At 73.6% G+C, this 13,093-nt stretch carries 11 protein-coding genes; 9 read left to right on the top strand and 2 right to left on the bottom strand.

From position 1 onward, the window contains the following. Nucleotides 1-25 precede the first annotated feature (25 nt). The 6 genes from HCK04_RS02595 to HCK04_RS02570 are packed head-to-tail and all read left to right on the top strand — an operon-like array spanning nt 26 to nt 6,443. Nucleotides 26-994: an ADP-ribosylglycohydrolase family protein gene (locus HCK04_RS02595; protein ID WP_260617049.1), complete on the top strand. Its 969-nt coding sequence runs from the start codon at nt 26-28 to the stop codon at nt 992-994. Continuing rightward, entirely contained in the window at nt 991-2,217 is a 1,227-nt protein-coding gene (locus HCK04_RS02590) for an ADP-ribosylglycohydrolase family protein (RefSeq protein WP_240970896.1), read from the top strand. Before HCK04_RS02595 ends, HCK04_RS02590 begins: the two co-directional genes overlap by 4 nt. Beyond that, a complete protein-coding gene (locus tag HCK04_RS02585) occupies nt 2,214-3,578 on the top strand; it encodes an ADP-ribosylglycohydrolase family protein (protein ID WP_142645267.1) in 1,365 nt (454 codons plus the stop codon). The genes HCK04_RS02590 and HCK04_RS02585 overlap by 4 nt, the downstream gene beginning before the upstream one ends. Next, nucleotides 3,575-4,459, top strand: coding sequence for a ribokinase (locus HCK04_RS02580; protein ID WP_142645266.1), 885 nt, complete (start codon nt 3,575-3,577; stop codon nt 4,457-4,459). Before HCK04_RS02585 ends, HCK04_RS02580 begins: the two co-directional genes overlap by 4 nt. Further along, the gene (locus HCK04_RS02575) at nt 4,456-5,619 is read left to right on the top strand and encodes a CoA transferase (RefSeq protein ID WP_142645265.1); all 1,164 of its coding nucleotides are present in this window, start codon (nt 4,456-4,458) and stop codon (nt 5,617-5,619) included. Before HCK04_RS02580 ends, HCK04_RS02575 begins: the two co-directional genes overlap by 4 nt. Next, the gene (locus tag HCK04_RS02570) at nt 5,619-6,443 is read left to right on the top strand and encodes a CoA ester lyase (RefSeq protein ID WP_142645264.1); all 825 of its coding nucleotides are present in this window, start codon (nt 5,619-5,621) and stop codon (nt 6,441-6,443) included. The genes HCK04_RS02575 and HCK04_RS02570 overlap by 1 nt, the downstream gene beginning before the upstream one ends. Before the next feature lie 73 nt (nt 6,444-6,516). Here the strand turns inward: HCK04_RS02570 and HCK04_RS02565 are convergent, their stop codons facing one another. Beyond that, nucleotides 6,517-8,673 carry a VWA domain-containing protein gene (locus tag HCK04_RS02565; RefSeq protein WP_142645263.1) on the bottom strand — a complete coding sequence of 719 codons (2,157 nt, stop codon included), beginning with the start codon at nt 8,671-8,673 and terminating at the stop codon, nt 6,517-6,519. A 491-nt stretch (nt 8,674-9,164) separates the two neighbouring features. Further along, nucleotides 9,165-9,893 (bottom strand): class I SAM-dependent methyltransferase, encoded by a 729-nt coding sequence (locus HCK04_RS02560; RefSeq protein WP_142645262.1) that lies wholly within the window; start codon nt 9,891-9,893, stop codon nt 9,165-9,167. Between the two features lie 477 nt (nt 9,894-10,370). Here HCK04_RS02560 and HCK04_RS02555 point away from each other — a divergent pair, with 477 nt between their 5' ends. The 3 genes from HCK04_RS02555 (at nt 10,371) to HCK04_RS02545 (ending at nt 13,086) form a co-directional block, all read left to right on the top strand. Then, nucleotides 10,371-11,129, top strand: coding sequence for an ABC transporter permease (locus HCK04_RS02555; protein WP_260617048.1), 759 nt, complete (start codon nt 10,371-10,373; stop codon nt 11,127-11,129). Nucleotides 11,130-11,225: 96 nt separating this feature from the next. After that, complete coding sequence (locus HCK04_RS02550) at nt 11,226-12,287, top strand: ABC transporter substrate-binding protein (protein ID WP_142645260.1); 1,062 nt, start codon at nt 11,226-11,228, stop codon at nt 12,285-12,287. Further along, a complete protein-coding gene (locus tag HCK04_RS02545) occupies nt 12,271-13,086 on the top strand; it encodes an ABC transporter ATP-binding protein (RefSeq protein WP_142645259.1) in 816 nt (271 codons plus the stop codon). The genes HCK04_RS02550 and HCK04_RS02545 overlap by 17 nt, the downstream gene beginning before the upstream one ends. Nucleotides 13,087-13,093 lie beyond the last annotated feature (7 nt).

Here is a 13,093-nt window from a genome sequence, read left to right as displayed (position 1 = left end):
GGACGGGCCGCCCAGGCTCGACCGCGTGCGGGGGGCCGTCATCGGCCTCGCCGCCGGCGACGCGGCCGGATGGCCGGCCGCCCGGCACCGGTCCGCGCTGCTGGCCGGCTGGAGCAGGCGGCTGCACCGGGAGCTCGACGCGTTCGCCGAGGAACACCAGGTCACCACGCTGCCGGTGCCGTTCGCGCTGAACCAGCCGGTGGCGCCGCTGGCGGCGGGCCCGTCGGACGACGCCGAGTGGCTGGCCTGGACGGCCCTGACCATCCGGGAGGACCGGGCCGAGGCGTTCGGCCGCCTGGCGGGCCGCGACGACGTCCGGGCGCGCATCTCCGTGTGGGCGGCGCTCGACAACCTCGCGGCGGGCAAGTGCCCGCCCGCCAGCGGCCACGACAACCCCCACCACTTCGACGACGCCGCCGCCGTGCGGGCCGTCGCCTTCGGCGCGGCCGGGCTCGATCCGCTGGAGGACGCGCGCGTCACCAACGCGGAGGACGGCGTGCTCGGCGCGGTCGCGATGGCCCGCGCGGTCGCGGCGCTGACGGACGGCGCCCCGATGGGCGAGGCGGTGGAGGCGGCGCTCGGCGCGCTGCCGCCGGACACGGCGATCGGGCACGCGGCGCGCGAGGCCCTCGCGGCGGCGCGGGCGGCGGGCTCGCCCTTCGCCGCGGTGCCGGCGCTGGACGCCGCCGTGCTCGACCACGTCTACAGCTACGGCGTCGCCGCCGCGCAGACCGTGCCGGTCGCGCTGGCCCTCGCCGACGTCGCCTCCTGCGGGCCGCCGCAGGAGGCGTTCGGCGCGGGCGTCTCGGCGGCGGCCTGCCTCGCCCCGGTCGCCGACTCCGCGCCCGCGCTCACCGGCGCGCTGCTCGGCTGCGCCGCGGGGCACGACGCGCTGCCCGCCGCCTGGCGCGAGCGGGCCCGCGTCCTGGCCGGCTGCTGCCTGCCGGAGCTCGCGGGAACCGACCTGCTGGACATCGCCGGGCGGCTCGCATGACGCCCGGCCACATCACGCGTACGGACAAGGGGGAAGACCGGATGACGCCGCAGGAGGACCTGCCGGATGACGACCTGCTGGCCGATCGCGCCGTGGGGTGTGTGGCGGGCGCCGCGGTGGGCGACGCGCTCGGCGGAGCCACCGAGGGGTGGACGCCCGAGCAGATCCAGGAGCGCTACGGAGGCCGGGTGCGCGGCGTCGTCCCCCCCTTCAACGAGGACTGGCGCAACGCCCGCCCCATCGCGCCCTATCACAAGGGGGACGGCCACGTCACCGACGACACGTTGATGACGCACGCCCTCATCCGGGTGTACGAGCGGGTCGGCGGTCACCTGGACGCCTACGCCGCCGCCGAGCACCTGGTGCCCGAGATGATGGGGGAGAAGCGGTGGATCCCCGAGCTGGAGGCCGAGGCGCTGCCGCTCCACCGGGTGTTCCTCGCCGAGAAGTGGCTCGTGCTGCGGCTGCACTACGGCCACGCCGACCCCCGCGAGGCCGGGGTCGGCAACATCGTCAACTGCGGCGCGGCGATGTACATGGCGCCGGTCGGCGTCGTCAACGCGGGCGACCCCGACGGCGCGTACGCCGAGGCGATCGACCTGGCCGGGGCGCACCAGTCGAGCTACGGCCGTGAGGCGGCGGGCGTGCTGGCGGCGGCGGTCGCCGAGGCGATGCGGCCGGGCGCGACGCCCGACTCGGTCGTCGCGACCTGCCTGCGGCTCGCCCGCGACGGCACCCGGGCCGCCATCGACGCGGTCTGCTCGGCCGCCCGGGGCCTCGGCCACTGGGAGGGCTCCTTCGAGGCCCTGCGCGCGGCGATCCGCCCGTACGACACGGTGGCCGACACCTACCGCGACCAGGGCCTCGGGGCGCGGCGGCCGAGCCGGCTGCACAGCATCGAGGAACTGCCGCTCGCGCTCGCGTTCCTGGTGATGGCCAAGGGCGACTACCGCGAGACGGTGCTCGGCGGCGTCAACTACGGCCGCGACGCCGACTCCATCGCCTCGATGGGCGGGGCCGTCGCCGGGGCGCTCGGCGGGCGGGCCGCCGTCCCCGCCGACTGGCTGGAGCAGGTGGCGACGGCCAGCCGTACGGACCTGGTCGGGCCGGGGCGGGCGATCGCGGCCGTCGCGCGGCGGGTGCACCGGGCCGACCGGGAGCGCCGCCGCGCGCACGAGGCCGCCTTCGACGCCCTGCTCGCGCCGCGGGGAGACGCGCGATGATCCGGCTGACGTGGGTGCAGCCGGAGGACCTCGTGGGCCACGAGCTGAGGCAGGCGGACGAGGACGGCCGGGGAACGCTCCCGGAGGTGGCGGCCGTGCGCGAGCGCTGGCACGCCGCCGGCGGGCACGACGCGCCGCCGAGGGCGGGGGCCTCCGCCGAGCCCGCCCCCGAGGCGCTGCGCGCCCTGGCCGGGGAGCTGCTCGACACGCTCGCGGCGATCCCCTCGCCGCTGCCCGAGCCCTCGGAGCTCGGAGAGATCGTCGCGAGCTGCCCGGACTGGCCCGCCTCCGGCACGCGGACGCGCCCCGAGCCCGGGCGGGTTCTGGGCGCCTGGTGGGGGAGGGCGGCCGGCTGCCTGCTGGGCAAGCCGGTGGAGAAGATCCCCCGCGAGGGGATCAGGGCCATCGCCGAGGCGACCGGCAACTGGCCGATCCGCGGCTGGTTCACCGCGAAGGGGCTGCCGCCGGAGATCGCGGAGCGGTGGCCGTGGAACCGCCGCAGCGCGGCCACCAGCCTCGCCGAGAACATCGACGGCGTGCCCGAGGACGACGACCTCAACTACGCGCTGCTCGCGCTCACCGTGCTGGAACGGCACGGACGGGACTTCACGACCGAGGACGTCGCGAAGACCTGGCTCGACGCGCTGCCCGCCGGGCGGGTCTTCACCGCCGAGCGGGCGGCCTACCGCAACCTGCTCGCGGGTCTCGAAGTCCCCGCGACCGCCGTCCACCGCAACCCGTTCCGCGAGTGGATCGGCGCGTTGATCAGGGCCGACGTGTACGGCTGGGCCAACCCGGGCGATCCGGCGACGGCCGCGGCGCAGGCGTGGCGGGACGCCCGGCTCAGCCACACGGCCAACGGGATCTACGGCGCGATGTTCGCCGCCGCCATGTGCGCGCAGGCGCTCGTGGCCGCCGGAATGGACGAGGTGATCGAGGCCGGGCTCTCGGTCGTGCCGCCCGGCTCGCGCCTGGCCGGGGCCGTACGGCAGGCCGTCGCGGACGCCGCGGCCGAGCCGGACTTCGAGCGGGTCGTCGACCGGCTCTACGCGCGGCACGGCGACCTCCACTGGGTCCACACTGTTAACAACGCGGCGCTGCTGGCGGCGGCGCTCGTTCATGGCGCAGTGCACGGTGCGGGCGACTTCGGCGCGACCGTCGGCGCGGCCGTGGCCGGAGGCTGGGACACCGACTCGGCCGCCGCCACCGCCGGATCGATCGCCGGGGCGCTGGCGGGCGGCGTCCCCGAGCGGTGGATCACCAGGGACCGGCTGGCCAGCAGCCTGCCCGGCTTCGACGGCGTCTCGATCGAGTCGCTCGCCGCCCGCACGCTCGCGCTCTGTGAGGGGGAACGACGATGATCTCGGTGTTCGGCAGCGCCAACATGGACCTGGTGGCGTACGTCGCCCAGGCCCCCAAGCCGGGTGAGACCGTCACGGGCCGGGAGTTCCGCACGATTCCCGGCGGCAAGGGAGCCAACCAGGCGATCGCCGCGGCCCGCGCGGGCGCCGACGTGGCCTTCTTCGGAGCCGTGGGGGACGACGCGTTCGGGCCGGGGCTGCGGGCCGCGCTCGCCGAGGCGGGCGTGGACACCACCGGGCTGCGGGTCGTGCCCGGCCCGTCGGGCGTCGCCCACATCGTCGTGCAGGACGGCGGCGACAACTCGATCATCGTGGTGCCCGGCGCGAACGGCGCGGTCACCGGGCCGGACGGGCGGGACGCGGAGGTCATCGCCCGGTCCGACGCGCTGCTTCTGCAACTGGAGCTGCCGATGGACGCCGTGGTCGCCGCGGCCCACGTGCCCGGCGCGGAGGTGATCCTGACCCCGGCCCCGGCCGTGCCGCTGCCCGCCGAGCTGCTGGAGGCCGTCGACCTCATCGTGCCCAACGAGCACGAGGCGGCGGCCCTCACCGGCCGCGACGACCCCGGCGACGCGCTGGAGGCGCTGCTCGGCCTCGTCCCCGAGGCCGTCGTCACCCTGGGCGCCCGGGGCGCCCTGTACGGCTCGCGCGAGGGCGTCCGCCTGCACGAGCCCGCCGTACCGGTGCGGGCGGTGGACACGACGGCGGCGGGCGACACCTTCGCGGCGGCGCTGGCCGTCGCCAGGACCGAGGGGGCCGATCCGGCGCGGGCGCTGCGCTTCGCCTCGGCCGCCGCGGCGCTGTCGGTGCAGCGGGAGGGCGCCAGCACCTCCATGCCCCACCGCCACGAGATCGACCACCTGATGGAGGAGGGACTGTGACCGGGCCGCTCGACGGCGTGCGCGTCATCGACGCCGCGACGCTGTTCGCCGGGCCGACCGCCGCGATGCTGCTCGGCGACTACGGCGCGGACGTCATCAAGATCGAGCACCCGCGCAGGCCGGACCCGTCGCGCGGGCACGGCCCCGGGGGGCTGTGGTGGAAGATGCTCGGCCGCAACAAGCGGACGATGACCCTCGACCTGTCCACCACTGAGGGGCAGGACCTGCTGGTCCGGCTCGTCGAGGACGCCGACGTGCTCATCGAGAACTTCCGCCCCGGCACGCTGGAGCGCTGGAACCTGTCCTGGGACCGGCTCAGCAAGGCCAACCCCGATCTGGTGCTCGCCAGGGTCACCGGCTTCGGCCAGTTCGGCCCGTACGCCAGACGGCCCGGCTTCGGCACCCTCGCCGAGGCGATGAGCGGGTTCGCCGCGATGACGGGGGAACCGGACGGGCCGCCCACGCTGCCGCCGTTCGGGCTCGCGGACGGCATCTGCGCGCTGGCCACCGCGTTCGCCGTGATGACTGCCCTGCGGTCGGGGCGCGGGCAGGTCGTCGACCTGTCGATCATCGAGCCGATCCTGACCGTGCTCGGCGCCCAGCCCACCATCTACGACCGGCTCGGCGTCGTGCCCCCGCGCACCGGCAACCGCTCGGTCAACAACGCTCCGCGCAACACCTACCGCTGCCGCGACGGCTCGTGGGTCGCGGTCTCGACCTCGGCGCAGAGCATCGCGGAACGCGTGATGCGCCTGGTCGGCCGGCCCGACCTGGTGGACGAGCCGTGGTTCGCCACCGGCGCGGGCCGGGTGGCGCACGTCGGCGAGCTCGACGCGGCCGTCGCGGCCTGGGTCGGCGAGCGGACCCGGGAGGAGGTGCTGCGGGCGTTCGAGGAGGCCGAGGCCGCCGTGGCGCCCATCTACGACGTGCGCGACGTGCTGGCCGACCCGCAGCTGACCGCGCTCGACGCGGTGACGACCGTGGAGGACCCCGAGCTGGGCCCGCTGCGGATGCAGAACGTGATGTTCCGGATGTCGGAGACACCGGGACACATCCGGTGGACCGGCCGCCCGCACGGCGCCGACACCGATGAGATCCTGCGCGGCCTCGGCCTGACCGATGCGCAGATCGAGGCACTGCGGGCCAAGGGAGTGGTGTGATGGACGCTCCTGGTGTCCCGGCCGCGCCCCTGACATGGTTGTACGTGCCCGCCGACCGCCCCGACCGGATCGGCAAGGCCCTGGGCGGCGAGGCCGATATGGTGATCGTCGACCTGGAGGACGCGGTCGCCCCCGAGAACAAGGACGCCGCCCGCGCCGGGGTCGCCGCCCTGCTGGCCACGCCGCGGCCGCGCGTGGAGATCCGGGTCAACGACGTCCGCACACCGTACGGCCAGGCCGACCTGCACGCGCTCGGAACGCTGCTGCGCGGCAGCGGCGGCCTGCGCGTCCCCAAGGTGGAGTCGGCCGACGAGGTCCGCCGGATCGCCGACGCGGTGCCGGGCGTGCCGCTGCGGCTGATCATCGAGTCGGCCCTCGGGCTGGAGCGCGCCTTCGAGATCGCCACCGCTTCACCGGCCGTCGCCGGGATCGGCCTCGGCGAGGCCGATCTGCGCGCCGACCTCGGTGTGACCGACGAGGCGGGCCTGGCCTGGGCGCGGTCCCGCATCGTGGTCGCGGCCCGCGCGGCGGGGCTGCCGGCCCCGGCCCAGTCCGTTTATGCGAACGTCCGCGACCTCGACGGCCTGGCCGCGTCCTGCGCCTCGGGCCGGGCCATGGGATTTCGCGGCAGGGCGGCCATCCACCCCGTCCAGCTTCCGGTGATCGCGGCGGCCTACCACCCGACGGAGGAGGAGATCGCGGCCGCCCTGGAGGTCGTCTCCGCCGCCGACCAGGGCGCGGTGGCCCTCGCCGACGGCCGCTTCGTGGACGAGGCCGTCGTCCGGCAGGCCCGCCGCGTCCTCGCCGACGCCGGCGGGCACTGAGACTCGTGCCGAATCGGCCGGGGCCGGGCGGAGTCACGGCGCTCCGCCCGGCCCCGGGGTCGGTCGGCTCAGGTCACGGGCAGTTGCCGATGTCGCTCTCGGCGGAGGCCAGGACCACGTTGGTCTTGGCCAGGCCGAGGGCGTTGACGGTGACGTGAACCGCGTTGACGGTCAGGCCCTTGTCGGGCGTGGTGAACGGGATTTGCTCGTTGAGGACCAGCTTCACCACGCCGACGTTGATCGTGGTGTTGGGCGCGATGTTCGTCGGCGCCGAGATGACCACCGTGTTGCCGACCTTGAGGGAGGCGATCGTGGTGGTCCCGCTCGATCCGGAGCAGGTGGTGGTGGAGCTGGACTTGATGGCCCCGATGGTGATCACGGGGATGCCGGTGATCCCGATGGAGGTGTCGTCGATGGAGGCGGTGGCCTCCGACTTGCCGGGGAACTCGGTGGTGACGACCTTGGCGCACAGGGCGTGCGCGCTGATCAGCCCGCTGAGGGTGGCGGTGCAGGGGACCGAGGTGCTGCCGGACGACGTGGTGGAGACGGGGCCGGTGTCCGGGGTGCGTGCGATGTTGACCAGTTGCAGGCCGGCCAGGGAGGCGCCGGCGGTCAGGCCGTAGGCCCGTCCGGTCAGCCGCTGCGGCGTGACCTTGACCTCCTCGTCGCTGCACGGCGAGGTGACGGAGTTGTTGTTGGCGTCGCCGCTGTAGGTGGCGGTCCACCGGTAGGTGCCGGCCGCGCCGATGGTCACGTCGCCGGACGCGGCGGTGCCGCTGCCGGACAGGTCGCCGGTGCGGGTGGCGATCGGCGTCTTGCAGTCGGTGTCGCCGGGCGCGTACAGCTGGAATTCGACGGTGCCGGTGGGGTGGAACCCGCCGGAGACCGTGGCGGTGTCGGAGACGGCGCCGCCGGCCGGGACCGACCCCGACGGCGTGGTGGCGATGCCCGGGGTGGCCTTGACGACCTCGACCTCCTCACCGCATTCGGAGGTGACCGGGGTGTTGGCGTCGTCGCCGCTGTAGGAGGCCACCCACCGGTAGGTGCCCACGCCGCCCGCCGGGATGTCGCCGGACGTCGCCGTGCCGCTGTCCGACACCGATCCGGTGCGGGTGGCGATGGGCGTCTCGCACTCGGTGTCGCCGGGTCCGAACAGCTCGAACTTGACGGTGCCCGTCGGGTGGTGGCCGCCGGACAGGGTCGCGGTGTCCGAGACGTTTCCGCCCGCGGGCGTCTCGCCCGACGGCGTCGTGGTGATCTTCGGGGTCGCCTTCGGGACGTGCTCGGTGATCGTTTCGGTGAACCCGGGCGACAGGACGTCGTTGACCAGGAAGTCCACCTTGCAGGTGAGGGTGCTTCCCGGCGCGGCTCCGTCGCCGACGGTGACCTTCTCGGAGAACGCGGCATCCTCGCCGCTGGTCACCGTACGGCTGTCCGGGGTCAGGGAGACCGACAGGTTCGGGTCGCAGTCGCGCAGCTTGTGGGTGACCGTGACCGGCAGGTTGTGCAGGGCCGACAGGATGGTGTCGCTGACCTCCGAGGGGTTGAGGCCGGAGAACAGCTGTCCGTCGGTGGCGTCGGTGATCGCGGCCGCCTGCCCGCTCGAGTTCAGCCCGGCCAGGTCGAAGGCGAGCACGGTGATGTCGGCCGCTTTCAGGGCGCTGATCGCGTCGGCCAGCGAGTGGCCGCCGCTGGGGTCGTGGCTGGGGGCGTCTCCGATCAGCAACACGATCCGGGTGCTGTCCGGCCGGAAGGAGAGCGCTCCCGTGGCGACCTGGTACAGGGCGTTGATGCCGTCTTCGGGGAAGTCGCCTCCGCCCGACGCGGACAGCGAATTGATGCCGGCGGTGACATCGGCCGGGTCGCCGGTGAGATTCTGCGCCACCCGAAATGGAGTCGAGTCCGCCGCGTCCTTGTATTCGGCGACCGCGAACTGGGCGTCCGGCTGTGCCGAGGCGACATTGGAGAAAATGGCGTTCGCGTTGGTCCGCACGTTGGATATGACCCCGCCCATGCTGCCTGTCGTGTCGATCAGGAAAGCGATATCCGGCTTGGGCGGGACGACCGGAGTGGAGACGGTTTTGTCGATCGTCTTCGATTCGCCGCGGGCCAGGTCGAGCGTCACGTCCGCGGGGGTGACCCCGGGCGCGGCGTACGCCGTCCCCACCCCGGCGACCAGCGTCGCAGCGGCCGCGGCCGCGCACACGGCGGCCCGTAATCGTCGCGTCATTATCACGGTGTCGTTCCTTCTGGTGTGGCGTTATGTCATGGGGAATTCGGCTGCCGGCGCGAGTTGATGCCGAATTCCATGAGTTGACGACCTCGCTGATCTGTTCGGCGCTGATCAGCGAGGGGGTGTGGCCACGGACATATGGTGACCGGTCAATGAATAGATGTAAATAGACCCGCTTACGGCAAGTTCCCAGTTGGCCACAATCGGCCACTCTGTGCCGGTGGGAGGCCCTCTGTGCGGGGCGATTCGTCCCGGATTTTTATTCGGATATGCCCGATGAATTGAGTAATGTGTAGTTTGTGACTGCAGAAAAGTGCGGCCGTTTCCACCATTTATCGGCGGGCCCTGCGGCGCTTCGGGTTGTAACGCCCCCGGCGCGCGCCGCTTCAGGTCTGGCGCCGCTTCACGTTGTGCGCTGCTTCACGTTGTGCGCTGCTTCAGGTCGTGCGCTGCTTCAGGTCGTGCGCTGCTTCACGTTGTGCGCTGCTTCAGGTCGTGCGCTGCGCCACGAACACGAACTCGCGGCCCGGGCGGTCGGGGGCGTCCCGCACGTCCAGCACGCGGTAGCCGTTCGCGGCCAGGCTCGTCTCCACCTCGTCCCGGTCGCGGAACCGGAGGGTCGAGTGCGACGTGATCACCTCGCCGTCGGCCAGGAAGGTGTAGGTGTAGCGGAACGACACCAGCGGCAGGCTCACGTCGGTGACGTCGAGGCGCTGCTCCACGGGCCCGGTCTCCGGAAGGTCGAGGACGACCGGACCGGCGCCGGCGGCCCAGTCCTCCCATGCCCGGCGTCCGGGCCGCCTGGTCTCGAACACGAGATATCCCCGCGGGCGGAGCGCGCCGTGGACGCCCCGCAGCGTCCGCGTCCAGTCGTCGTCGGTGAGGAAGACCTGCGCCACGTTGCCCGTCATCACCGCGAGGTCGGCGTCGAACGCCGGGACCGTGGTGGCGTCGCCATGGATCCAGGTGATCCTTCCGGCCCGGTCCTTCGACCTGGCGATCCGCAGCGACGCCTCGGCGGGATCGACGCCCATGACCGTGCGTCCGCTGTCCGCCAGCAGGACCGCCAGGGATCCCGTGCCGCAGCCGACGTCGAGCACGCGCTCCGCGCCCAGCTCGCCGGCGACGGCGAGATAGACGTCGAGATCGTCGCGGTCTCCGTCGAACGCGTCGTAAACGGCGGCCAGACGTGGGTGAGCGAAGATCGGGTCAGGCACCCGGCGACCCTACTCCACCCCGTGAGCCGGCAGCGCGGCGCCACCGTGCGGTGATTGCCATCACCCTACAAATTTGGTAGGAAATATCTGTGTTTACGGCATCGTGGTTGGTCCGGCGTCGGCACGTCGACCTGTGCCGTCTGAACGGCTCGGCCTGTCGCTCCTGAACCGTGCTCCCCGTCCGGTCCCCCGTACGGGCCCCGTCCGGCGTGGTCACCCTCACCGGACGCCCCCCCATCCGTCGCCGCGCCGTGCCCGCCTCGCCTCCCGGCGGTGCGGCGCCCTCCACACGGAGCGACCACTGTGACGTCATCCCCCTCAAGAGCCCCCTCCAGATCCCCCTCGGCGGCTCCCCGTTCGCTCCTTCCCGGCGAGGGAGCGCCCGGCGAGGCAGCGCCTGTCGAAGGGGCGCCTGTCGAAGGGGCGCCCGCCGTCTCCGGTCCGGGCCGGCGAGGGCGCAGCGCCCGCCGGATCGGCGTGCGGGTGCTGTCGCTGCTCGCACTGCTCGCGTTGTGGCAGCTGGCGGCGGTCGCGGCGGGCAATCCGTCGTTCGTCCCCGCGCCCCGGGCGGTGTGGGACCAGCTCGTCCTGCTGTCCACGACGCACGACGGCGTCCGCGGCTACAGCGGTCACCTGCTCGTCGAGCATCTGGCGATCAGCCTGCGCCGCATCCTCATCGGCTCGGCGCTCGGCGTGGGGGCCGGGCTCGCCCTCGGCGTCGTCCTGGGCACCGTGCCGTGGATCCGCCTCGTGGCCGAGCCGGCCGTGACGTTCGTACGGGCACTGCCTCCGCTGGCGTACTTCAGCCTGCTGATCATCTGGTTCGGCATCGACGAGACGCCCAAGCTGTGGCTGCTCGCCATCGCCGCGCTCCCGCCGGTCGCCGTGGCCACCGCCGCGGCCGTCCACGGCGCGCCGACCGGCCTGGTGGAGGCGGCCCGGGCGCTGGGCGCGTCACGACGGGACGTGATCAAGGACGTGGTGCTGCCGGCCGCGCTGCCGGAGATCTTCACCGGTGTCCGGCTGGCCGTCGGGGTCGCGTACTCCTCGGTCGTCGCGGCGGAGACCGTCAACGGCGTGCCGGGCATCGGGGGGATGGTCCGCGACGCCCAGCGCTACCTGCAGACCGACGTCGTGGTGCTCGGGCTGCTCGCGATCGGCCTGTCCGGGCTGCTGATCGACGGCCTGTTGCGCGTCGCGGAGAACCGGCTCATCCCCTGGCGCGGCCGCGTCTGAGCCCCTGTCCGGCACCGTCGATCTCCCTCCAACCGCACTCCCTTCCACCGCCTCCCTTCCACCGCCTCCCTCCCACCGCAGAAGGAACCCTCCGCCATGTCACGACCACGCCTCACGCGCCTGCTCTCCGTCGCCCTGGCCGCCGCGACGGCCGCCGTCCTCGCCGCGTGCGGTGACGGCGCGGCCTCCGGCACGAGCGGAGGCGGCGGCGACGCGGCGGACCGCACCATCCGCATCGCCTATCAGGCGTTCCCCAGCGGGGACCTCATCGTGAAGAACAAGGGGTGGCTGGAGCAGGCGCTGCCCGGCTACACCGTCAAGTGGACCAAGTTCGACTCCGGCGCGAGCATCAACACGGCCTTCGTGGCCAAGAGCGTGGACATCGCGGCCATCGGGTCGAGCCCGGTCGCGCGCGGGCTGTCCGCGCCGCTCAACATCCCCTACCAGGTGGCGTTCGTGCTCGACGTGGCCGGTGACAACGAGGCGCTGGTCGCCCGCGACGGCACCGGCATCTCGTCCGTGGAGGGCCTGCGCGGCAGGAAGGTGGCGACGCCGTTCGCCTCGACGTCCCACTACAGCCTGCTCGCCGCGCTCGACAAGGCCGGGGTGCGGGAGTCCGAGGTGAACATCGTCGACCTGGAGCCGCAGGACATCCTGGCGTCCTGGACCCGCGGCGATATCGACGCCGCCTACGTCTGGCTGCCCACGCTCGACGAGATCAAGAAGACCGGCAAGACGATCATCAGCAGCCGGGAGCTGGCGACGGCGGGCAAGCCGACCCTCGACCTGGGCGTGGTGTCCACCGCGTTCGTCCAGGCGCACCCCGACGTGGTGGACGCCTGGCGCAAGGCCGAGGCCAGGGCGCTCGACCTGATCGCGGACGACCCCGACGCCGCGGCCCAGGCGGTGGGCGCGGAGCTCAACATCGGCAAGGACGCGGCCAAGGAGCAGCTCAGCCAGGGCGTCTTCCTCAGGCCGGCCGACCTGTCCTCGCCGGAGTGGCTCGGCACGCCGGACAAGGTCGGCGGCCTGGCGCAGAACCTGGTGAGCGCGGCGCAGTTCCTCAAGGACCAGCAGAAGATCGACGCGGTGCCCGACCTCGCCACGGTTGAACGGGCGATCTACACCAAGGGGCTTCCCGATGTCCTCGCGCCCTGAGGCGGCCGCCGCCCCGGCCGGGACGGGCGAGGAGGCCGCCGCCGTCCACCTGCACGAGGTCGAACACGTCTACGGCGGCCCGGGAGGTCCGGTCGCCGCCCTGGGGCCGATCTCCCTGACCATCCCTCCCGGCGCCTTCCTCGTGCTCGTCGGGGCGTCCGGATGCGGCAAGAGCACGCTGCTGCGCCTCGTCGCGGGCTTCGAGCGGCCGACCTCCGGCACCGTACGGACCGGTGGCGCCGAGCCGGTCCCGGGCGCAGGCGCCGGGATCGTCTTCCAGCAGCCCCGCCTGTTTCCGTGGAAGACCGTGGGCGGCAACGTCGAGCTGGCCCTGCGCTACGCCGGAGTGCCCCGTGCGGAACGTGCCCGCCGGGTGCCCGAACTGCTGGAACGGGTCGGCCTGCACGACGTGGCCGACCGGAGGATCTGGCAGATCTCCGGGGGGCAGCAGCAGCGCGTGGCGATCGCCAGGGCGCTCGCGGGCGACGACCCGCTGCTGCTGCTCGACGAGCCGTTCGCCGCCCTGGACGCGCTCACCCGCGAGCGCCTGCAGGAGGACCTGCGCCGGGTGAGCGCGCAGACCGGCCGGACGTCGGTGTTCGTCACCCACAGCGTCGAGGAGGCCGTTTTCCTCGGCAGCCGCGTCGTCGTGCTCACCCGCCGGCCGGGCCGGATCGCGCTGGACCTTGACGTCACCCTTCCGCGCACCGGGGTGGAACCGGACGAACTACGCGCCCTTCCCGAGTACGCCGCGCTCCGCGCCGAGGTCGGCCACGCCGTACGCGCCGCGGCCGCGTGAAAGCGCC

This window comes from Microbispora sp. CL1-1 (assembly GCF_012034195.1).
Classification (GTDB): Bacteria; Actinomycetota; Actinomycetes; order Streptosporangiales; family Streptosporangiaceae; genus Microbispora.
This window is presented reverse-complemented; position numbering and strand designations above follow the sequence as displayed.